The sequence below is a fragment of the Fontimonas thermophila genome, assembly GCF_900113085.1.
Classification (GTDB): Bacteria; Pseudomonadota; Gammaproteobacteria; order Nevskiales; family Nevskiaceae; genus Solimonas; species Solimonas thermophila.
Window position 1 is genome coordinate 264,860 of sequence record NZ_FOOC01000004.1, and the last position, 21,263, is coordinate 286,122.

Below are 21,263 nucleotides of genomic sequence, written 5' to 3' on the forward strand. Positions count from 1 at the left end.
CAGGGTCTGCACCGATCGGGGCGGGACGATGGCTGAGTTCTGGCACATGAGCGGATACGCGCCCTATGTCTGGGGCAGCTTTGGCTTCACAGCCATGGTATTGGCGTGGAACTGGTGGGCGCCGCGCAGCCGGCGGCGCCGCATTCTCGAAGCGGAACTGGACGAATGACGAAACGGCAGCAACGGATGACTGCGGTCGCCGCGCTGGTGTTGGGAATCGGCGTCGCCGCAGCGCTGGCCTTCACGGCTTTCCGGAAAAACATGATGTATTTCTACACCCCGACCGATCTCGTTGCGCAGGCGGTGCCGGCCGGTGCCAAGATCCGGCTTGGGGGTCTGGTCGTCGCGGGTACTCTGCAGCGTGGGGAGGGTCTGGACGTGCGCTTCACGGTTGCCGACTGCGAGCAATCGGTGCCGGTGCGTTACAGCGGTATCCTGCCCGATCTGTTTCGTGAGGGGCAGGGGATCGTCGCCACGGGGCGTGTCGGACCCGACGGGGTATTCATGGCCGACGAGGTCCTCGCCAAACACGACGAAAACTACATGCCGCCCGAGCTGGCCGAGAAGCTGGTGGCGGCAGATGGCCGCCATTCCTGCGCGGAATTTTCCCGGCCGGTGATGGGCCGCCGTCCGGCCATTGCCGATAGGCCGAGCCAGTCGTGATCCCGGAACTCGGTCATTTCGCGCTGCTTGCCGCGCTTGCGGTGGCGATCATCCAGGGCACGTTTCCCTTCGTCGGCGTGTGGCGACGCGATGCGCGCCTGATGGCGGTCGGGGTTTCTGCTGCGCAGGCGCAGTTCGTGCTGATCCTGATCGCATATGCGTGCCTGACCTGGGCGTTCGTCGAACGCGACTGGTCGGTAGCCTATGTTGCCGCCAACGCTCATTCGCAACTGCCGCTGATGTATCGGATCAGCGCAGTCTGGGGAGCGCACGAGGGGTCGATGCTGCTGTGGGTCTTGATACTCGCTGGTTGGTCGGCGGCGGTGTCGCTGTTCAGCCGCAGCCTGCCCGCCGACGTGCAGGCCCAGGTGCTGGCCGTGCTGGGTGCGCTGGCCGTCGGATTTTTACTGTTCATTCTGCTTACCTCGAACCCATTCGATCGCATATTCCCGGTCCCGGAGGACGGACGTGATCTCAATCCCCTGCTGCAAGATCCTGGTCTGGTGATCCATCCGCCTTTGCTGTACATGGGGTACGTCGGCTTTTCGGTGGCTTTTGCCTTTGCGATCGCCGCGCTGATCGGCGGCCGTCTCGATGCTGCCTGGGCACGGTGGACGCGGCCGTGGACGACGCTGGCCTGGCTGTTTCTGACGCTGGGTATCACGCTGGGTTCGTGGTGGGCCTATCACGAGCTGGGCTGGGGTGGCTGGTGGTTCTGGGATCCGGTGGAGAATGCCTCGTTCATGCCCTGGCTCGTCGGTACCGCGCTGATCCACTCGCTCGCGGTCACCGAGAAGCGGGGTCTGCTCAAATCCTGGACGGTGCTGCTCGCGATTCTCGCATTCGCGCTGTCGCTGCTCGGCACGTTTTTGGTCCGCTCGGGCGTCCTCGTCTCGGTGCATGCTTTTGCCACCGATCCGGCGCGCGGCGTCTTCATCCTGACGTTTCTGGCCGTGGTCCTCGGCATTGCTTTTGCGCTGTATGCCTGGCGTGCCCCGCGGTTTGCGGCGGATGGCGAGTTGCAGTGGTTGTCGCGCGAGGGCTTGCTGCTGCTCAACAACGTGTTCCTGGTCATCGCCGCCGCGGCGGTGCTCATCGGGACGCTTTATCCGCTGGTCATCGACGCCTTCGGTCTGGGCAAGATCTCCGTCGGGCCGCCGTATTTCAATGCGGTCTTCATCCCGCTGACTGCGCCGCTGGTGCTGTTCGTTGGGCTGGCTTCGGCGGTTGGCTGGAAACGCGCACGCTGGCCGGAGGTCTGGCCGCGTATCCGCCTGGCTTTGTTCATCGCCCTGGGGGTGGGGGTGTGTCTGCCGTGGCTGTTGCATCGGCACATTCAGCCTGCGGCGGTTGCGGGCGCATTTCTTGCCCTGTGGACACTGATCATGGCCTGCGAGGAACCCTGGCGACGCTGGCGTGCCCGCGGCAGGCGTGGGATCGCGCAAATCCCGCGCGCGGTCTGGGGTATGACCGTTGCGCACATCGGGCTCGGCGTCTGGGTGTTGGGTCTGACGTTCGTGACGCTTTATCACATCGAGCGCGATGTCCGCCTCGGGCCCGGACAGAGCGCCGAGGTGGGGGCGTATCGTTTCGAGCTGCAGAGCGTGACGCCGCGCCCGGGCCCCAACTATGACGCCGATCAGGCGCTGGTCGTGGTCACGCGTGATGCAGAGGTCATCGCCCGGCTCAAGCCCGAGCGGCGCCGTTACCGCGCGCAGGGCACGGTGATGACCGAAGCCGCCGTCGATCACACGCCATTGCGCGATCTTTATGTCGCCCTGGCCGAGCCACTGGAGGGCGGTGACTGGGCACTGCGGATTTATTTCAAGCCGATGATGCGGCTGGTCTGGCTGGGTGGCGTATTGATGGCCATCGGTGGTTTGCTCGCGGCCAGCGACCGCCGCTACCGGCTGGCCCGTTGGGCCGCGCATCCAGCCGCGCGGATCGATGGAGTGCCGGCCTGATGCGCATCCGCTACCTGCTGCCGGCACTGGTTCTGGTCGGTCTCGTGCTTTTGTTCGCGTTTGGGCTGCAGCATGATCCGCGACAGATTCCATCGCCGCTGATCGGCAAGCCGGCACCGGCGTTTACGCTGCGCCTGCTCGGCGAGCAGACCCCCTACACGCAGGAACAGCTGCGCGGTCGGCCGCTGCTGGTGAATTTCTGGGCGAGTTGGTGCGCAGGCTGTCTGGTGGAACATCCGTTCCTTATGGAGCTGGCGCGCCGGGGAGTGGAGATCGTCGGCATCGATTACAAAGACACCGACACCGAGGCGTTGCGCTGGCTGGCACGCCACGGCAATCCGTATCGCACCATTGCCGCCGATACTGAAGGTCGCGCCGGTCTGGACTGGGGTGTCTATGGTGTGCCGGAGACCTTCGTGCTCGATGCGCAGGGCATCATTGTGTACAAGCACATCGGCCCACTCGACGAAGAAGCCTGGCGTACGAAAATCGCGCCATTGCTGGCAGGTGGAGCAGGCTGATGCGTATTGGGCTGTTCGTGCTCGGACTCATCGCCGCTGTGTACGCCGCGGCGCAGGATGCGTCATTCACGCCGGAGCAGGCCCAGCGTTATCAGCGCTTGGTCGGTGAGCTGCGCTGTCTGGTCTGCCAGAACCAGTCGATCGCCGATTCCAACGCACCGCTTGCCGCTGATTTGCGCGAGCAAGTGCGCACGCAAATCCTCGCTGGACACAGCGATGACCAGATCCGGAGCTACGTGACCGCGCGCTATGGCGATTTCGTGCTCTACCGCCCGCCATTCAAGCCCACGACCTGGCTGCTGTGGCTCGGACCGTTTCTGCTATTGGCGCTCGCGCTGACGGTGGCCGGCATCTTTGTACGCCGTCGCACCCGGGCAGCGCCCGGCGGCGAGCCGGATCGGGAGCATTTGCGCCGACTGCTCGATGAGGAATCCCGATGAGCGGCGTGTGGATGGCGGCAATCGTCCTGCTCGGGGCCGCGATCGCGCTGTGGCCTTTGTGGGTGGGCGGCGAGCGCATGGCACTGCGGCGGCGCTCGCTCAACGTCGCGGCCTATCGCAGCCGGATGGCGGAAATCGAGCTCGAGGTCGAGGCCGGCACGATCACGGCCGATGCCGCTGCCTCGCTGCGCGACGAGGCGGCGCTGCGTTTGCTGGCAGACGCCGCATCCGAAAACGAGGATCACGAGCACGTGCCGGCGCGCCGGCGGTGGGGGTTTGCCGCTCTCGGTACGGTCCTGATCGTGACACTGCCCGCCGTGGGTTACTACTTCAGCGATAGCCGCGAGCTGGCGCGCTGGATCGCCGAAGCACGGCGTGATCCCGAGGCTGCCCAGCGCCTGGCCATCGATAGCATGGTGCAGCGATTGCAAACGCGGCTCGAAAAAGAACCCGCGGATGCGCAGGGCTGGGCCATGCTCGGCCGTTCATACCAGGTGCTTGGCCGGTATGCAGGCGCCGTCGAGGCCTACGAGCGGGCCAACCGGCTAACCAGCACCGCGCCCAATGCAAGCTGGTTGGCCGATGAGGCTGAGGCCCGTCTTCTGCTGCAAGGCGATCACGATCTGCAGGGCATGCCGCGCATGTTGTTCGAACGCGCGCTGGCCGTCGATCCGCGCCATCCCAAGGCTCTGTGGTATGCCGGCCTCGCCGCCGCGCAGGCGGGCGAGTATGGTGTCGCGCTCGATCGCTGGCTGGCCTTGCGCGACACCGATCTGCCCGAAGATTTCCGCAGTGTACTGGACGCGCGCCTGCCCGAGCTCGCGCGGCTCGCCGGCCGTGAACTGCCGGCGGCCGTTGTATCTTCCGGTCCAGTTCTGACGCTCGATGTCCACCTCGACCCCGCACTGACAAGCGCAGTCAGCTCCGGCGATACGCTGTATGTACTGGCGCGCCGGCCGGATGCACAGGGTCCGCCGCTTGCCGTGCGGCGCCTGCGGGCAGATGCCCTGCCGCTGCGTGTGACGCTAGATGATCGCGATGCGATGGCCCCCGGCGTGAAGCTGTCCAGTGCCGATCGCTGGGAGGTTGTTGCCCGGATCAGCCGTAGCGGCATGCCGCAGGCGCAGTCCGGTGATCTGGAAGGCCGTGTCCTGATCGATCGCGCGCAGTCCGGACAGCCCGTGACAGTGCGCATCGATCGCCGTTTGCCGTGATCGCCAACGATTTTTGTCTGAGGATTCGTTATGACCGAAACGCTCTCGCAGATTCCCGATGCCCAACGTCTGTACCTGAAGGCCGCGACGACACTGACCCGGCGCCCCCAAGGGCAGCCGGTCTTGCCTGCACTGGAGGTTCGGGTGTGCGATGTCGGGATCGATGGCCGGCATCTGGCCGATTATCGCGAGGTTTGCGGCTTTGCCGAGAGCCAGACCCTGCCCATCACCTTTCCGCATGTGATGGCCGGTGCACTGCATTTGCATCTGCTCACACAAAAACCATTCCCGTTCCCGTTGCTGGGTCTTGTGCACATCCGCAACGACATCCGCCAGAGCCGTGCGCTACGCGCCGACGAGCGCTTCGATGTGCACGTGCGCATCGGCGAGTCCCGGGCAGTACGCCAGGGCATCGAGTTCGACCTGCTCACCGAGGTGGCCAGCGGCGGCGAGCCCGTATGGACCGAGACCAGCACGATTCTGCACCGCATCCCCGGACCCAAGAGCCAGGTGCCGCGTCCTGCGCCAGCACCGGCGGCGCTGGCCGATTACCGCAGTTTCACCGCGCCGGCGGACATCGGCCGGCGCTATGCCCGCGTCGGCCGTGACTACAACCCCATCCATCTCGCACCGCTGCCGGCCAAGCTGTTCGGCTTCAAGCGCCACATCGCCCACGGCATGTGGTCACTGGCGCGCTGTGCCGCGCTGCTGCAGCCAGAACTCGGGCATGAACCGCAGGCACTGTCGGTGCAGTTCAAGCAACCGCTGTTTCTGCCGGGCCGTGTCGCGCTCCGGTTCACGCGCGAGGAGGACGGTTTTGCATTCGCGCTGCTGTCGAGCCGCTCCGACAAGATCCATTTGACCGGGGCGCTGCGCTGAGGGTCTGGTAAACTAAACGCATCGCAAAGGGGGCGGACATGCGCATTCGCAAAGCAGTTTTCCCGGTCGCGGGTCTGGGCACCCGCTTCTTGCCGGCCACCAAGGCTAGCGCCAAGGAGATGCTGCCGGTCGTCGACAAGCCACTGATCCAGTATGCAGTCCAGGAGGCGATCAGCGCGGGAGCCCAGGAGCTGATCTTCATCACCGGCCGTTCGAAGAACTCGATCATGGATCACTTCGACAAGGCCTATGAGCTGGAAGCCGAACTGCAGGGCCGTGGCAAGGAAAAACTGCTCGAGGCAGTGCGCGACATCGTGCCGCCAGGGGTCACGTGCATTTACATCCGCCAGGCCGAGGCTCTGGGTCTCGGCCATGCCGTGCTCTGTGCATGGCCGGCCGTCGGCGACGAGGATTTCTACGTCATTCTCGCCGACGATCTGATCGACGGCCGCCTCCAACCGGCCCTCTCGCAGATGCACCGTGTCTATCAGCAGTACGGAACCAGTGTGCTCGCCGTGCAGCGCGTGCCCAAGGAAGAAGTCGGCAGCTACGGCATCGTCGAAACCCATCCGGTCGGCCCCGGGCTGTCCGAGATCCGGCGGATCGTCGAAAAGCCCAAGCCGGCTGAGGCGCCGAGCAATCTGGCCGTGGTCGGTCGCTATATCCTGACCCCGCGCATCTTCAAGCTGCTCGAGCGCACGCCGCGTGGTGCGGGTGGCGAAATCCAGCTCACCGATGCAATCAGCGCGATGCTGCAGGAGCAGACCGTGCTCGCTTATGAATTCGAAGGCACGCGGTATGACTGCGGCTCCAAGCTCGGCTATCTGCGCGCCAATGTCGAATACGGGCTCAAGCATCCCGAGCTGGCAAACGATTTCCGCGCCTACCTCGAGGCTTTGACTGCCGACTGGAAGTCGGGCGACAGAAAACCCAAAGCCTGACGGCAGCCGTGGAGACTCGATGCTTCTTTTGCATTGACGCTGCCAGTGGCCGCTGGCGCAGGACGTACCTTCATGACGCAGAGTAAGTATCAGAGCTTCATCGAATCTTCCTCGATCCACGGCGCCAACGCCGCGTACATCGAGGCGTTTTACGAGCGTTTCCTTGAGGATCCGGAATCGGTCGATCCGAGTTGGCGCGCCTACTTCCGCCTGATCCAGGATCAGAACGCGCCGCGCGAGACGCCGCACAGCGAGGTCATCGCTCGTTTCGAGCGCTTGGCGCGCGAACCCCGGCGTGTCGTCGCGGCCGAGGCTGGTTTCGATGCCCGCGCTGCGGAAAAGCAGGCGGCCGTGCTGCGCCTGATCAACTATTACCGTGTGCGCGGCCATCAGGCCGCCAAGCTGGATCCACTGGGGCTCACGCCGATCCCCCGCGTGCCCGATCTCGACCCGGCCTTCCATGGGCTGGGCCCCGAAGACATGGACACGGTCTTCAACACCGGCACCCTCGCCGCAGGGCAGGACCGTTTGCCGCTCAAGGAGATCATCCGCATCGTCCGCGCCGTTTACACCGATACGATCGGCGCGGAGTACATGTATCTCACCGAAACCGAACAGAAACGCTGGATCCAGCGCCGCCTGGAGCCGGCAGCCTTCCAGCCGAAGCTCACCGCGGAACGCAAGCTCGAAGTGCTCAAGCAGCTCGTCGCCGCCGAAGGTCTGGAGCGCTATCTGCACAAGAAATACGTCGGTCAGAAGCGCTTTTCTCTGGAGGGCGGAGATGCCTTGATCCCGGCGCTCGACGAAGTCCTCCATGCCTGCGCCGCGCGTGATGTCGAGGAAATCGTCATCGGCATGGCCCACCGCGGCCGCCTCAACGTCCTGGTCAATATTCTCGGCAAGTCACCCAAGGATTTGTTTGCCGAATTCGAGGGCAAATACAGCGAGGAAGATCTCAAGAAAGCCGGCGACGTCAAATACCACATGGGTTTTTCCACCGACGTCGAAGTCGGCGGCAAGCGCCTGCATCTGGTGCTTGCGTTCAACCCCTCGCATCTGGAGATCGTCAATCCGGTCGTCGAGGGTTCGGTCAAGGCGCGTCAGACGCGCCGCAACGACGAGATCGGCCAGAAGATCGTGCCCGTGCTGATCCATGGCGACGCCGCTTTCGCCGGACAGGGTGTGGTCATGGAGACGCTGCAGCTGTCGGAAGCCAGCGGCTATGCCACCGGCGGAACATTGCACATCATCGTCAACAATCAGATCGGCTTTACGACGCCCAATCCCATCGAAGCCAAGCCAAGGCAGGAGGCGCGCACCTCGCGCTACTGCACCGATCTTGCGAAGATGCTCGAGGCGCCGGTGTTCCACGTCAATGGAGATGATCCGGAAGCCGTGGTCTTCGTCACCCGTCTGGCGATGGATTTCCGTAACGAATTCCACAAGGATGTCATCGTCGATATCTGCTGCTACCGCCGCTGGGGACACAACGAAGCCGACGAGCCGTCGGTGACCTCGCCGCTGATGTACGAGGCGGTCAAGCATCACCCAACGCCGCTCGCCATCTATGCGCGCAAGCTGGAAGAAGAGGGCGTGCTACCCAAGGGTGAGGTCGAGGTCCTGGCGCAGCGTTACCGAGAAGGGCTCGACAAGGGCGAAAACATCGCACGCGTGACGCTCGGACTCGTCGGCAACAAGCACACGGTGAACTGGGCCAAGTATCACCAGGGCGAATGGAATACGCCGGTCGATACGACGATCACTCTGGAGGCGCTGCGCAGCCTGTCGAGCAAGCTGCTCGTGCTGCCGGAGGGTTTCACTCTGCATCCGCGCGTAGAAAAGATTTACGAGGATCGCGCGAAGATGGCATCCGGCGAGATCCCGATGGACTGGGGCTTTGCCGAAACCATGGCCTATGCCTCGCTGATCAACGAGGGATTCTCCGTGCGCCTGTCCGGTCAGGATGCGCGACGTGGCACTTTTTTCCACCGGCACGCCACCGTGCATGACTACAAGACCGGTGCGCGGTACACGCCACTGAGTCATCTGACATCGGAGCCCTCCCGTTTCGTCGTCAATGACACGCTGCTGTCGGAGCTGGGCGTGCTGGGTTTCGAATACGGCTATTCGACGACCGACCCCGAAACCCTGGTGATCTGGGAGGCGCAGTTCGGCGACTTCGCCAATGGCGCGCAGGTGATGTTCGATCAGTTCATTTCTTCGGGTTACGCGAAATGGGGGCGGCTGTGCGGGCTCGTGACCTTCCTGCCGCACGGCTACGAAGGCCAGGGGCCGGAACATTCCTCGGCGCGCCTCGAGCGGTTCCTGCAACTATGCGCCGAGAACAACCAGCAGGTCTGTGTGCCGTCGACACCTGCGCAGATGTTTCACATGCTGCGCAGGCAGATGAAGCGTTCGCGCCGCCTGCCGCTGATCGTGATGACGCCCAAGTCGCTGTTGCGACATCCGCTCTCGGTATCGACCATCGCCGATCTGACCCAGGGGCGCTTCCAGACGGTGATTCCGGAAACCGATGCGCTCGATCCCGACAAAGTCACGCGCATCGTCTTTTGCGCCGGCAAGGTGTATTTCGATTTGTATCAGGCACGGCAGAAAGCGGGATTGGACAACGTGGCGCTGGTGCGCATCGAGCAGTTGTACCCGTTCCCGCGCGAAGGATACGAGGCAGCGCTCGATGCCTATCCGAAGGCGCGGGAAGTCCTGTGGTGCCAGGAAGAGCCCGAAAACCAGGGTGCCTGGTATCAGATCAAGCACCGGCTCGCGGCTTATCTGCGCCCGCGGCACCAGCTGATGTACGCCACGCGCAAGGGATCGGCGACCACCGCGGTCGGCTATCTCAAGGTGCATCAGATGCAGCAGGAAGAAGTGGTACGCGAGGCGCTGACCGGCGGCAAGCGGCTGTAAAACAGCCAGGCGGTCAGAACGAAGGGCGACGAACGAACAAGGAAAGCGATAGACCATGGCGATCGAAATCAAGGTTCCCAATCTGCCGGAGTCGGTGTCATCGGCGACGGTGGCGACATGGCATGTCAAGGCCGGCGACACGGTGCAGCGCGAGCAAAACCTGCTCGACCTCGAAACCGACAAGGTGATGCTCGAGGTGCCCGCCATCGAGAGCGGAGTGCTCAAAGAGATCCGTGTCCAGGCCGGTGCAACCGTTCAGGCCGGTGATGTGCTCGGTATCATCGAGACCGAGGCCGCTGCTGCATCCACCGCATCGCCCGCAGCCGCAGCACCGGCCAAAGCTCCCGCCGACAACCAATCGCAGAGTCCGGCGGTGCGCAAACTGCTGTCCGAGCTGGGGCTGTCGGCCGCAGAGATTCCCGGCAGCGGCAAGGGCGGCCGCCTCACCGTCGAGGACGTGCGCGCCTATGCGGACAAGCAGAAAGAGCGGAAAGCCGAGCCGACGCCGGCGGCGCAGGCTTCGTCAGCAGCACCCAAAACGGCGAAGACACATACCGCGGCAGCGCCGGGGAATCGCGAGGAACAGCGGGTGCCGATGACGCGCATCCGCGCACGGATTGCCGAGCGCCTCCTCGAAGCCAAGAACAGCACGGCGATGCTGACGACCTTCAACGAGGTCGATCTCAAAGCGGTATCCGAGCTGCGCGCGAAATACAAGGCCGATTTCGAAAAAATCCACGGCGTCAAACTCGGCCTGATGTCCTTTTTCGTGAAAGCGGCGATCGAGGCGCTCAAGAAATTCCCGATCCTCAATGCCTCGGTCGATGGCAACGACATCATCTATCACGGCTACTACGACATCGGCATCGCCGTTTCCAGCGAACGCGGACTCGTGGTGCCAGTCATGCGCGATGCCGATCAGCTTTCGATGGCCGAGATCGAGAAGACGATCGCAGATTTCGGCGCGCGAGCACGGGCCAACAAGCTGACGATGGAAGATCTCACCGGCGGGACGTTCTCGATCACCAATGGCGGGGTCTTCGGTTCGATGCTGTCCACGCCGATTCTCAATCCGCCACAGTCGGCGATTCTGGGCATGCACGGGATCACCGATCGTCCGGTCGTCGTCAATGGCCAGATCGAGATCCGTCCGATGATGTACCTGGCGCTGAGTTACGACCATCGCATCATCGACGGGCGCGAGGCCGTGCTCGGTCTGCGCACGATCAAGGAATGCCTGGAGGACCCGGCCAAAATGCTGTTGCAGATTTAAAGCGCGCAGCGCCAGCCGCTTGACCACGGGCCCGCCGTTGGCGGGCCCGTTTGCGTTTGTGCAGCTTTCAAACCTGCGCGTGGTCTGCGCGTGGTGCAGGACACTGGTGACTGTGAGGTCACCCCGCCGCATCCGCGATGAACCGCAGCGGCCAGCTTGGCGAGAAGCCGCACACCGGGAGGGCTGGGTTCTTTGGGTTTGCGATCCGCTATCCGATCCGGAATGTTTGGTGTATCGTTGCGCCAGCGTTGGTGAGTGTTCCTCACAAGCCGGGATCGGAAATACTCATTTCCACAAAAAATCTCTACAATCCGGTCTGGCTGTTGATCTACATCATCCGACTTTAGTAATAAAAATTACCGTACCGCTGAGGCTTTTCGTGCAGGAGTCGTGCATGCCGTACCGTTCGGTGTTCCGTCCCGGTTTGTTCAGTGGCCAGACCATCATTGTCACCGGCGGTGGTTCCGGCATCGGCCGGTGTACGGCACATGAGCTGGCCTCTCTCGGCGCCAAGGTCATCGTCACCGGCCGCAAGCAGGCCAAGCTCGATGCCGTCGTCGCCGAGATCACCGAGGACGGCGGCAGCGCTGCGGGCTATGTGTTCGACATCCGTGATGAGGATGCGGTCAAGACCTCGATCCGGCGCATCCTCGACGAGCATGGTGCGGTCAGTGGGCTCGTGAACAATGCCGGCGGCCAGTATCCGATGCCGCTGGCATCGATTTCCAAGAAAGGCTGGGATGCCGTCGTCGCCAACAATCTGACGGGCGGTTTTCTCGTCGCCCGCGAGGTGTACAACCAGTGCATGAAGCAGCACGGCGGCGCGATCGTGAACATGATCGCCGACATGTGGGGCGGGATGCCGGGCATGGGGCATAGCGGCGCGGCGCGCGCCGGCATGCTCAATTTCACCGAAACCGCGGCGATCGAATGGGCAGTCTCCGGAGTGCGCGTGAACGCGGTCGCGCCGGGTTATGTCGCATCCAGCGGTATGGATCATTACGACCCCAGCTTCGCTCACGAAGTCATTCCCAAGCTCGTGAGCCTTGCGCCGCTCAAGCGCCTGGCCGAGGAGGCCGAAGTGAGTGCCGCCATCGTTTTCCTGCTGTCGGAGGCGGCGGCTTTCATCACCGGGGCCTGCATCAAAATCGATGGTGGCACGAGCCTGGGCATCGGTCCGTTCCCACTGCTCGAACACCGGCGCTCGAAGCCTTACCGTGGCTTTCATCGCGCCGTCGTCCCGCAAGCCGTGCGCAAGATTCAGGGCGAGTAAGCATCTGCAGGGAGCCGCCATGCCCATCATCGAATCGAAGATCGATACCCGCAGCGCCCAGTTCCAGCAATACCGCGAGGAAATGCTCAAGCTGATCGCGGATTGGCGTGCAGTTGAGGCCAAAGGTCGCGCAGAGGAAGAGAGCAAGCGCAAGCGCTATCACGAGCGCGGCCAGATTCTGCCGCGTGAGCGTGTGCATCTGATGCTCGACCGGGGCTCGCCCTGGCTCGAGCTGTCGACGCTCGCCGGCTACAAGATGCATGACGATAAGGATGGCTCGCTCGCCGGCGGCAACATCATCACGGGCATCGGCTACGTATCCGGCACGCGCTGTCTGGTGTCGGCGTCGAATTCGGCGATCAAGGGCGGGACGATGACACCGTGGGGGGTGCAGAAAAGTCTGCGCATCCAGGAAATCGCGCTCCAGCAAAAGCTGCCGGTCGTATCGATGATCGAATCCGGCGGCGCCAATCTTCTCTACCAGGCTGAGGTGTTCATTCCTGGCGGACGAACGTTTGCCAATCAGTGCCGACTGTCGGCGGCCGGCATTCCGCAGATCACCGTCGTGCACGGTTCGTCGACCGCCGGCGGTGCCTATATGCCTGGGTTGTCCGATTACGTCGTCATGGTGCGCAAGCGCGCCAAGGTTTTCCTGGCGGGGCCGCCGTTGCTCAAGGCCGCGACCGGCGAGATCGCCAATGACGAAGATCTGGGTGGGGCGGAGATGCACTGCCAGATCGCGGGCACCAGCGAATTCATCGCCGAAAACGACATCGATGGCATCCGTATTGCCCGCGAGATCGTCAGACACCTGAACTGGAATGCGCATCGGCCCAAGCTGGAATTGCTGCCGGTGCGCGCGCCGCTGTACGACATCGAGGAGTTGTGCGGTGTCGTGCCGCCGGATTATCGCAAACCGTTTGATTGTCGCGAGGTCATTGCACGGATCGTCGATGGATCCGAGTTCCTCGATTTCAAGACCGAATACGATCAGCAGACGATCTGCGGCCGCGCCGTGATCCACGGACATCAGGTCGGCATCATTTCGAACAACGGTCCGATCACGACCAAGGGTGCGACCAAGGCCGGCCAGTTCATCCAGCTCTGCTGCCAGGCCAACATTCCGATCGTGTACCTGATGAACACAACGGGCTACATGGTGGGCACCGAGAGCGAGCAGGGCGGCATCGTCAAGCATGGCAGCAAGATGATCCAGGCCGTCGCCAATGCCACAGTGCCGCAGTTGACGATCGTCATGGGCGGATCGTTTGGTGCCGGCAACTACGGTATGTGCGGTCGTGGGTTTGGGCCGCACTTCATCTTCGCCTGGCCCAATTCGCGTACGGCGGTCATGGGAGGTGAGCAGGCCGCCACCGTGATGGAGATCATCACGCGTGAGAAATGGCTCAAGGAAGGCAAAAAGATGTCGGAGGCCGACGAAAAAATGCTGGCGTTCCTGCGCAAGCAAATCATCGACCAGTTCGACAAAGAATCACATGCCTTTGCTGCAACCGCGCGTTTGTTCGACGACGGCCTGATCGATCCGCGTGATACGCGCAAGGTTCTGGGGCTGTGTCTGTCCGTGTGCCGTGAGGCCAAGGCGCGGCAGATGTTCCCGAACAGCTACGGAGTCGCGCGCTTCTAGACGCCGGTGGTGAGTTCATCACTTGTCGCCCGGTTGTCGTAACAAGGAGTAGAGAAATTGAATTTCACCCACGAGCATCGACAGTTGTTCGAAACAACCCGGCAGTTCGTCGAGCGTGAAATCAATCCGCATGCGGCCGAGTGGGAGAAGGCCGGCGTGTGGCCCGCGCGCGAGATCCTGAAGAAAATGGGCGCGCTCGGTTTGCTCGGTATCAACAAGCCAGCAGAGCTTGGCGGCCTGGGGCTCGATTACAGCTACCAGGTGGCATTTGCCGAGGCGCTCGGATATTGCCGCGTCGGCGGTCTGCCGATGGCCATCGGTGTGCAAACCGACATGGCCACACCCGCGCTCGCCCGTTACGGCAACGATTATCTGAAGCAGAACTACTTAAAACCGGCGATCGCGGGCGAGATGGTGGCCTGCATCGGAGTCAGCGAACCCGGGGCGGGTTCGGACGTCGCCGCAATCAAGACCACCGCGCGCCGCGAGGGTGATGAGTATGTCATCGACGGCCAGAAGATGTGGATCACCAATGGCACCCAGGGAGACTGGATATGCCTGCTCGCCAACACGGGTGAGCCGGTCGCCGGGAGCCGTCATGGCAACAAATCGCTGATCGTGGTTCCGCTGGATGCCAAGGGCATCGATCGCCGCACCAAGCTCGACAAGCTCGGTCAGCGATCCTCCGACACGGCCATCATTTTCTTCGACGGTGTGCGTGTTCCCGCACGCCATCTGATCGGCGAGCAGGGCAAGGGCTTCGTCTATCAGATGCAGCAGTTTCAGGAAGAGCGGCTGTTTTTGTCGGCGAGCATCCTCATCGCCATGGAGCAGTGTATCGATACGACCGTCGAGTACACCCGCCAGCGGCAGGCATTCGGCCAGGCAATCCTGGACAACCAATATGTGCAGTTCCGGCTAGCCGAGCTGCGCACGGAAATCGAGGCCTGTCGGTCGCTGGTGTATCGGGCCACCAATGAGTTGGTCGCTGGGCAGGATGTCACCCTCATGGCCTCGATGGCCAAACTCAAGACGGCGCGTGTTGCGCGTCGGGTCGCGGACGGCTGTCTGCAGTTCTGGGGTGGCCAGGGGTTTATGTGGGACAACCCGGTCAGCCAGTTCTACCGCGATCTGCGCCTGCATTCGATTGGCGGTGGTGCCGACGAAGTCATGCTCGGCATCATCAGCAAGCGTCTGGGCTTCGGTGGCAAGACCCGTAGGAACTGATTGAGCGGACTTTGCACGGAGGGGCCATGGATCTTCCCCAGACACAGACACTTCAGTTGAGCCTCGAGCGCGGGGTGCTCACGGTCACGCTCAATCGGCCCGAGGCAAAGAATGCCTTGAGCCCGACGATGATTGCTGAGCTGACGGGCGTGTTCGATGCCGTGCGTGCGAGTGCGGATGTCCGCGCCGTTATCTTGCGCGGTGCCGGCGGGCATTTTTGTGCCGGCGGCGATCTCAAGGAGATGATGGCCGGTGGACTCAAGCCGCCTGGTGCGGGCGAGGCGGATCCCATCGTCGAATACTCGCGCAGGTTCGGCCGCATGCTGCACAAGGCCAGCACATTGCCGGCGGTTGTCATCGCCATCTGCGAGGGCGCCGTGCTGGGCGGAGGATTCGGTCTTGCCTGCGTCTCGGACATCGCATTCGCCCATGCCGAGGCGAAGTTCGGTCTGCCGGAAACCACCCGCGGTTTGCCGCCGGCGCAGATCGCGCCTTTTGTCGTTGAGCGCATTGGTTTGACCCAGGCACGCCGTCTGTGCCTCACCGGCGCGCAATTCCGCGGGACGCGCGCACTGGAGCTGGGGCTGGTGCACGAAGTCTTCACCGCCGAAGACGAGCTGCAAGTCAAACTCGCCGACACCCTAAAGCAGGTGCTCGAGTGCGCGCCGCATGCCAATGCCGTCACCAAAGAAATCATTCTCGGTGTCGCACAGCGCGATATGGATGTCTTGCTCGATCAGGCAGCGCACAAATTCGCAGCCTGCGTGCGCGGCACGGAAGCGCCGGAGGGCATCCTGGCTTTCATGCAGAAGCGTAAGCCGAAATGGGCCAATGCATAGCAACTAGAAGAAAGCGGAGAACCGATGAACAAGCGCTTCGACAAGGTGCTGGTCGCCAATCGCGGCGAAATCGCCGTGCGTGTGATCCGCGGCGCACGCAGGCTTGGATATCGCACGGTTGCCGTCTACAGCGAGGCCGACCGCGAATCGCTGCATGTGCGGGAGGCCGATGAAGCGGTATGTATCGGCCCAGCGCCAGCCAAAGAATCTTATCTCGCGATCGACCGCATTCTCGAAGCGGCGCGGCGTTCCGGTGCGCAGGCGATCCATCCCGGTTATGGCTTTTTGTCTGAGCGCGAAGCCTTTGCCCAGGCCGTGCAAGATGCCGGTTTGATCTTCATCGGCCCCGATCCGCACTCGATTGAGGCGATGGGCAACAAATCGGCATCGAAGATTCGCATGATCGCGGCCGGTGTGCCCTGTGTGCCGGGTTATCAGGGCGATGATCAGACGGACGCCACGCTGCTTGCAGAAGCCAAGAAGATCGGCCTGCCGGTGATGATCAAAGCGGCGGCCGGCGGCGGCGGCCGCGGCATGCGTCTGGTGCATACCGAAGACGAATTGCTCGCCGCCATCCGCTCTGCCCGCAGTGAAGCGGAGAACGCCTTCGGCAGCGGCCAGTTGCTGATCGAAAAAGCGGTGACCGACGCACGCCACGTCGAAATCCAAGTGTTCGGGGATCGACACGGCAACGTCATTCACCTCGGCGAGCGTGATTGCTCGGTGCAACGGCGCAATCAGAAAGTGATCGAGGAAGCGCCCTCGCCGGCAGTCGATGAAGCGCTGCGCGCGCGCATGGGCGCGGCAGCCGTTGCTGCGGCCAAGGCGGTGAAATACGTGGGTGCTGGGACGGTCGAATTCATGCTCGCGCGGGATGGCCAGTTCTATTTCCTGGAGATGAATACGCGCCTGCAGGTCGAGCACCCCGTCACCGAGCTCGTCTATGGCGTCGATCTGGTCGAATGGCAACTGCGCATCGCACAAGGCGAGCGGCTGCCCATGACACAGGACGATGTGCTGGCGCGCCGCCATGGCTGGGCCATCGAAGTGCGCCTGTGCGCCGAAGATCCGACGCAGAACTATCTGCCGCAGACCGGACGTGTGCTGAAATGGCAGGCGCCGGAAGGCGCGGGCATACGGGTCGATACCTACCTGCGCGATGGGCAGGAGATCAGCCCATACTACGATTCGATGCAGGCGAAAATCATCGCCTGGGGAGAAAACCGAGAGACTGCGCGCATGCGCCTGATCAAGGCGCTCGACGACACGACACTGCTGGGCGTCGTCAACAACAAAGCCTATCTGCGCGACCTGCTCGCCCATGAGGCATTTGCGGGCGGAGATTTTTCAACGGCTTTCATCAACCGCTATTTTCCGCAAGAGCGCATGGCGGCGATGAGACCAAACTTGCGCCATGTCGCGCTCGCGGCCGTGGCTCTCTACCTGGACGATGCCTTGCGGCTTGCGCAGGCCCATGGTCTATCGCGCGAATTCATTGGCTGGCATAGCTCGCATGAATTTCCGGCCGACTATCGTCTGAAATGGCGCGATGCCGAGTACGACGTCGATGTGCTCGTTCATGACGGACACGAATTCAGCATCCGCATCGGCGAGGTGCAATTCCAGATCGACGTGGTGGCGCATGACGAACACGCATTCCGCTACCGGTTCGACGGCGTCGTCGGATACGCACGCACTGCGCGCGATGGCGACGTCATCTGGCTCGATGCGGAGGGCCAGGTCTACGCCTATACCGATGTCACCCTGGCGCCCGCGCAGGCTGCTGCGGCTGGTTCGGATGGCCGCCTGCTTGCCCATTCCGACGGCAAGATCGTGGCCGTGCATGTACAGCCCGGCGAGGAAGTAGCCCCAGGACGGACGCTGGTCGTGCTCGAGGCGATGAAAATGGAGTTTCAAATGAGCTTGCCGGTCGGCGGCAAGGTCATCACCGTGAACGTGCAGCCCGGCCAACAGGTCAAGAGCCGTCAACTACTGGTGCAGGTGGACCCGGCCCAATAAACCCATCCGAAAGAGTCTCTCCGGCCGCACCGCAGTATCACCTCAGGGGTACTGTGCGTCGATGGGATTGCATTCACCAAGCTGCTGAGCGGCGGCGTCGCCCGCTCAGCAGATCTTGAAAATCCGCCTGCTGTCTCCAATTTGCCGGGATGCTCCATGCGGTTGCGGGCCGCAGCTCGCAGGCCGGCTACGGCTTTTGCATCTGCGGTCCGCCTCCGCGACCACTTCATATTTTTCGAGGGAGACATGACCGAGACTGTGCAGCGCTCCGAGAAGCGCGAATTCCAGGCCGAGGTGCGGCAACTGCTGCACCTCATGATCCACTCGCTGTATTCCAACCGCGAGATTTTCCTGCGCGAGCTGATTTCCAACGCATCGGACGCCTGTGACAAATTGCGCTTTCTTGCAATCGATCGGCCGGAGCTCCTCGGAAGCGGAGAGCTTGCGATCGATCTGATTGCCGATGTCGGCGCCGGTACGCTGACGGTGAAGGACAATGGCATCGGCATGTCCCGTGAGGAGGTTATCGATAACCTCGGTACGATTGCGCGCTCGGGGACGAAACGTTTCCTCGAATCACTGTCCGGCGATCAGAAGAAAGATGCGCAGCTGATCGGCCAGTTCGGTGTTGGTTTTTATTCGGCATTCATCGTCGCCGACAGGGTCACCGTGCTGACCAAGCGCGCGGATCAGGATGAAGCCGTGCGCTGGGAGTCGGACGGGCAGGGTGAGTTCACCGTCGAACCCTCGTTCAAGACCGATCGCGGCACGGAAGTCATTCTGCACCTGCGCGATGATGCGCGGGAGTTCCTCGAAGACTACCGGTTACGATCGATCGTGCGCCGGTATTCGGACCATATCGGTTTGCCGATCCGGCTGCACAAGAACAAAGGGGAACCCGAAACGCTGAATCAAGCGCGGGCGTTCTGGACGCGTCCCAAGAGCGAGCTCAAAGACGACGACTACGTACAGTTTTATCAGCACATCGCCCACGACTTCGAAAAACCGCTCGCCTGGGCGCATCACAAGGTTGAAGGCGCGCTCGAATACACCTCGCTGCTATACATCCCCCGGCATGCTCCCTTTGATCTCTGGGACCGCGAACAAGCGCGCGGTGTGCAGCTTTACGTCAAGCGCGTGTTTATCATGGACAAGGCGGCTGAGCTGCTGCCGCCGTATCTGCGTTTTGTCCGCGGTCTGGTTGATACGGCCGACCTGCCACTCAATGTCTCGCGCGAAATCCTGCAGAACAATCGTACGGTCGAGAAAATCCGTGCCGCTCTGGTCAAACGGGTGCTCGACCTGCTCGATGATCTCGCCTCGACACGGCCTGATGACTATGCGCTGTTCTGGGCGACATTTGGTCCGGTGCTCAAGGAGGGTATCGTCGAAGATGCCTCCAACCGCGAGCGCATCGCCAAGCTGTGCCGTTTTTACTCCACTGCGCAGCCGGACAAGGCCGAGATTGCACTCGATGCCTATCTCGCGCGGATGCCACGGGATCAGGACAAGATTTACTACCTGACTGCCGACACGCTCGCCGCTGCGCGCAACAGCCCGCACCTCGAAGCTTTCCGCGCCAAAGGGTGGGAAGTGCTGCTCATGACCGATCGTATCGACGAATGGGTCGTCGGCCATTTGACCGAATACCAGGGTAAGCGCCTTGAGTCGGTCGCGCGTGTATCCAAAGACATCGAAAGCAAGATCGAAACGCCGGACAAGGCACGCCTCGAAGGTGAGTACCGGGAGGTTCTCGAGCGGGTGGGCAAGCACTTGGGCGATCGGGTGGGGTCGGTGCGCCTGTCGGCGCGTCTCACCGAATCGCCGTCCTGTCTCGTCGCCCCGGAGCACGGGCTGTCGCGGCGTTTGGAAGAAATGCTCAAGCGCGCTGGGGAAAAAGTACCCCCTTCCCGGCCGGTATTCGAGCTCAATGGCCAACATCCCCTGGTACAGCGGCTCAAGAATGCCGACGAGCCCGCATTCGCTGATCTCGTCGAGTTGCTCTACGGTCAAGCTGTGCTCGCGGAAGGCGGACAGCTTGAAGATCCGGCCGGATTCGTCAAGCGGCTCAATGCACTCGTACTCGGCGCACTGCCGGATAAACCGCGCATCATCGTTTGAAGGTCGCTACGCGTCGCTGCGGGATCGACTCACCGCAGCACGCGGACCGCATCGACGAAGCGTTTCTTCCAGTACGGCAGGTCGATGGAAGCGACGATGACAGCACGCCCCTGTGCCGGTGCGTGCACCGCCTGGCCGTCGCCGAGATAAATCGCGACGTGATCGACCGGTCCAGACTCGAAGCGGTAAAACAGCAGATCGCCTGGTTCAAGTTCGTCATCGTCGATGCGTTTGCCCATCGCATACTGCTCACGTGTCGTGCGCGGCAGCACGATGCCGGCCTGGGCATAGACGTATTGGACCAGGCCGCTGCAATCGAAGCCTTCTGGCGTTGCGCCCCCGTAGCGATAAGGCCGGCCGACTTGGCCCAAAGCTTCAAGCACGATGCGATGACGTGTTTCGGGAGGGATGTGTACGGATTTCTCCGTGGCGCATCCGGCCAGAAACGCGCCGATCAGTAACAACAGGGAGGCGGTCGCACGCACGGCAGTGGCGCTCACCCGCTGGCTATGCGCTCGGCGGCATGGTCTGCTGCATCGACGGACGTTGTGCGAAAGCCTCGTACCACTGGGTGAGCGCAGGCAGGTTTTTGCGCCATTCCAGATAAGGCAGGCGAAAGTCGAGATACCCGAGTGCGACCCCGGTCGTGATCTCGACGATGCTGGGTGTTCCTAGGCCGAGCGTGCCGGCCTCCCGGTTCAACACCTCGGCGGCGCGGAGAATGACGGCCGCCTGACGATCGAGAAATGGCGTGTAAACGATGCTTTCCGGGCGCCGTTTTTCGAGCACGGTCGCCACTGCGGCATCGATGACGCCTTCGGCGATCCGATACAGCCGTAGCGCAGCCCATCGCCGGCTGCCGCGCGGCAGTGGCGCGATTCCATCGCCGCGCGATTGCAGATACTCGAGGATCAGGCTTGAGTCCGGCAAGGCCTCACCGCGATCCGTGACCAAGGTCGGGATCCTGGATAGCGGATTGGCGGCTAGCAGCTCCGGCGGCGGGTTGAAGGGATCGGCGATCACTTCCTCGACCTGGCCGGCGATGCCCTGCTCGATCAGGGCAACGCGGACTTTTCGGGAGTAGGGGGAAGTCAGGCTCAGATAAAGGCGCATCGGAAGACACCGTGGAAGTTATGTGAGGTCGCTACGTACCGTGAGTGACACCTGCGATACACCGGCCCAGTAGGCGCGCGGTTTGCAGGTCGTGCACAGGCCGTATGTTCCCAGGCACTGTGATAGATGATCACGATACTTGGACGTGCGAGCATGCGCGTATGAAAACATGGGAGCATGCCGTGACGCTATCGTCCGGCACGACA

18 protein-coding genes are annotated in these 21,263 nt (G+C 62.6%); 16 read left to right on the forward strand and 2 right to left on the reverse strand.

The genetic code is table 11. From position 1 onward, the window contains the following. Positions 1–46: 46 nt before the first annotated feature. The 16 genes from ccmD (at position 47) to htpG (ending at position 19,944) form a co-directional block, all read left to right on the forward strand. On the forward strand, positions 47–169 hold the full coding sequence (ccmD, locus tag BMZ48_RS06045) for a heme exporter protein CcmD (RefSeq protein ID WP_091533007.1): 123 nt from the start codon (positions 47–49) through the stop codon (positions 167–169). Beyond that, positions 166–663 carry a cytochrome c maturation protein CcmE gene (ccmE, locus tag BMZ48_RS06050; RefSeq protein WP_091532916.1) on the forward strand — a complete coding sequence of 166 codons (498 nt, stop codon included), beginning with the start codon at positions 166–168 and terminating at the stop codon, positions 661–663. The genes ccmD and ccmE overlap by 4 nt, the downstream gene beginning before the upstream one ends. Then, the gene (locus BMZ48_RS06055; RefSeq protein WP_091532918.1) at positions 660–2,627 is read left to right on the forward strand and encodes a heme lyase CcmF/NrfE family subunit; all 1,968 of its coding nucleotides are present in this window, start codon (positions 660–662) and stop codon (positions 2,625–2,627) included. Before ccmE ends, BMZ48_RS06055 begins: the two co-directional genes overlap by 4 nt. Next, positions 2,627–3,148: a DsbE family thiol:disulfide interchange protein gene (locus BMZ48_RS06060; protein WP_091532920.1), complete on the forward strand. Its 522-nt coding sequence runs from the start codon at positions 2,627–2,629 to the stop codon at positions 3,146–3,148. Before BMZ48_RS06055 ends, BMZ48_RS06060 begins: the two co-directional genes overlap by 1 nt. Next, positions 3,148–3,588: a cytochrome c-type biogenesis protein gene (locus BMZ48_RS06065; protein WP_091532922.1), complete on the forward strand. Its 441-nt coding sequence runs from the start codon at positions 3,148–3,150 to the stop codon at positions 3,586–3,588. Before BMZ48_RS06060 ends, BMZ48_RS06065 begins: the two co-directional genes overlap by 1 nt. After that, on the forward strand, positions 3,585–4,802 hold the full coding sequence (gene ccmI / locus BMZ48_RS06070; RefSeq protein ID WP_091532924.1) for a c-type cytochrome biogenesis protein CcmI: 1,218 nt from the start codon (positions 3,585–3,587) through the stop codon (positions 4,800–4,802). Before BMZ48_RS06065 ends, ccmI begins: the two co-directional genes overlap by 4 nt. A 30-nt stretch (positions 4,803–4,832) precedes the next feature. Then, positions 4,833–5,681, forward strand: a complete 849-nt coding sequence (locus BMZ48_RS06075; protein ID WP_091532927.1) for a MaoC/PaaZ C-terminal domain-containing protein — start codon at positions 4,833–4,835, stop codon at positions 5,679–5,681. A gap of 38 nt (positions 5,682–5,719) precedes the next feature. Continuing rightward, positions 5,720–6,622: a UTP--glucose-1-phosphate uridylyltransferase GalU gene (galU, locus tag BMZ48_RS06080; protein ID WP_091532929.1), complete on the forward strand. Its 903-nt coding sequence runs from the start codon at positions 5,720–5,722 to the stop codon at positions 6,620–6,622. Positions 6,623–6,694: 72 nt separating this feature from the next. Next, the gene (locus tag BMZ48_RS06085) at positions 6,695–9,547 is read left to right on the forward strand and encodes a 2-oxoglutarate dehydrogenase E1 component (RefSeq protein WP_091533009.1); all 2,853 of its coding nucleotides are present in this window, start codon (positions 6,695–6,697) and stop codon (positions 9,545–9,547) included. Between the two features lie 55 nt (positions 9,548–9,602). Then, positions 9,603–10,820: a 2-oxoglutarate dehydrogenase complex dihydrolipoyllysine-residue succinyltransferase gene (gene odhB / locus BMZ48_RS06090; RefSeq protein WP_091532931.1), complete on the forward strand. Its 1,218-nt coding sequence runs from the start codon at positions 9,603–9,605 to the stop codon at positions 10,818–10,820. A 394-nt stretch (positions 10,821–11,214) separates the two neighbouring features. Continuing rightward, complete coding sequence (locus BMZ48_RS06100) at positions 11,215–12,093, forward strand: SDR family oxidoreductase (RefSeq protein ID WP_091532935.1); 879 nt, start codon at positions 11,215–11,217, stop codon at positions 12,091–12,093. Positions 12,094–12,112: 19 nt separating this feature from the next. After that, entirely contained in the window at positions 12,113–13,738 is a 1,626-nt protein-coding gene (locus BMZ48_RS06105; protein WP_091532937.1) for an acyl-CoA carboxylase subunit beta, read from the forward strand. Positions 13,739–13,795: 57 nt separating this feature from the next. Further along, on the forward strand, positions 13,796–14,965 hold the full coding sequence (locus BMZ48_RS06110) for an acyl-CoA dehydrogenase family protein (RefSeq protein ID WP_091532939.1): 1,170 nt from the start codon (positions 13,796–13,798) through the stop codon (positions 14,963–14,965). A 26-nt stretch (positions 14,966–14,991) separates the two neighbouring features. Continuing rightward, complete coding sequence (locus BMZ48_RS06115; protein ID WP_091532941.1) at positions 14,992–15,804, forward strand: enoyl-CoA hydratase/isomerase family protein; 813 nt, start codon at positions 14,992–14,994, stop codon at positions 15,802–15,804. Between the two features lie 24 nt (positions 15,805–15,828). Continuing rightward, the gene (locus tag BMZ48_RS06120) at positions 15,829–17,823 is read left to right on the forward strand and encodes an acetyl/propionyl/methylcrotonyl-CoA carboxylase subunit alpha (RefSeq protein WP_091532944.1); all 1,995 of its coding nucleotides are present in this window, start codon (positions 15,829–15,831) and stop codon (positions 17,821–17,823) included. A gap of 246 nt (positions 17,824–18,069) precedes the next feature. Next, positions 18,070–19,944, forward strand: a complete 1,875-nt coding sequence (htpG, locus tag BMZ48_RS06125) for a molecular chaperone HtpG (RefSeq protein WP_091532945.1) — start codon at positions 18,070–18,072, stop codon at positions 19,942–19,944. A gap of 29 nt (positions 19,945–19,973) precedes the next feature. Here the strand turns inward: htpG and BMZ48_RS06130 are convergent, their stop codons facing one another. Next, positions 19,974–20,444 carry a C40 family peptidase gene (locus tag BMZ48_RS06130; protein WP_234981542.1) on the reverse strand — a complete coding sequence of 157 codons (471 nt, stop codon included), beginning with the start codon at positions 20,442–20,444 and terminating at the stop codon, positions 19,974–19,976. Between the two features lie 7 nt (positions 20,445–20,451). Then, a complete protein-coding gene (locus tag BMZ48_RS06135; protein WP_091532947.1) occupies positions 20,452–21,057 on the reverse strand; it encodes a glutathione S-transferase family protein in 606 nt (201 codons plus the stop codon). Between the last annotated feature and the right edge of the window lie 206 nt (positions 21,058–21,263).

Excerpts from the sequence above, each read along its gene's own strand:
- BMZ48_RS06120 (WP_091532944.1), top strand. The coding sequence starts at position 15,829 with ATGAACAAGCGCTTCGACAAGGTGCTGGTCGCCAATCGCGGCGAAATC.
- BMZ48_RS06105 (WP_091532937.1), top strand. The coding sequence starts at position 12,113 with ATGCCCATCATCGAATCGAAGATCGATACCCGCAGCGCCCAGTTCCAG.
- ccmI (WP_091532924.1), top strand. The coding sequence starts at position 3,585 with ATGAGCGGCGTGTGGATGGCGGCAATCGTCCTGCTCGGGGCCGCGATC.
- BMZ48_RS06075 (WP_091532927.1), top strand. The coding sequence starts at position 4,833 with ATGACCGAAACGCTCTCGCAGATTCCCGATGCCCAACGTCTGTACCTG.
- ccmD (WP_091533007.1), top strand. The coding sequence starts at position 47 with ATGAGCGGATACGCGCCCTATGTCTGGGGCAGCTTTGGCTTCACAGCC.
- BMZ48_RS06115 (WP_091532941.1), top strand. The coding sequence starts at position 14,992 with ATGGATCTTCCCCAGACACAGACACTTCAGTTGAGCCTCGAGCGCGGG.
- BMZ48_RS06135 (WP_091532947.1), bottom strand. The coding sequence starts at position 21,057 with ATGCGCCTTTATCTGAGCCTGACTTCCCCCTACTCCCGAAAAGTCCGC.
- htpG (WP_091532945.1), top strand. The coding sequence starts at position 18,070 with ATGACCGAGACTGTGCAGCGCTCCGAGAAGCGCGAATTCCAGGCCGAG.
- galU (WP_091532929.1), top strand. The coding sequence starts at position 5,720 with ATGCGCATTCGCAAAGCAGTTTTCCCGGTCGCGGGTCTGGGCACCCGC.
- BMZ48_RS06060 (WP_091532920.1), top strand. The coding sequence starts at position 2,627 with ATGCGCATCCGCTACCTGCTGCCGGCACTGGTTCTGGTCGGTCTCGTG.
- ccmE (WP_091532916.1), top strand. The coding sequence starts at position 166 with ATGACGAAACGGCAGCAACGGATGACTGCGGTCGCCGCGCTGGTGTTG.
- odhB (WP_091532931.1), top strand. The coding sequence starts at position 9,603 with ATGGCGATCGAAATCAAGGTTCCCAATCTGCCGGAGTCGGTGTCATCG.
- BMZ48_RS06085 (WP_091533009.1), top strand. The coding sequence starts at position 6,695 with ATGACGCAGAGTAAGTATCAGAGCTTCATCGAATCTTCCTCGATCCAC.
- BMZ48_RS06065 (WP_091532922.1), top strand. The coding sequence starts at position 3,148 with ATGCGTATTGGGCTGTTCGTGCTCGGACTCATCGCCGCTGTGTACGCC.
- BMZ48_RS06100 (WP_091532935.1), top strand. The coding sequence starts at position 11,215 with ATGCCGTACCGTTCGGTGTTCCGTCCCGGTTTGTTCAGTGGCCAGACC.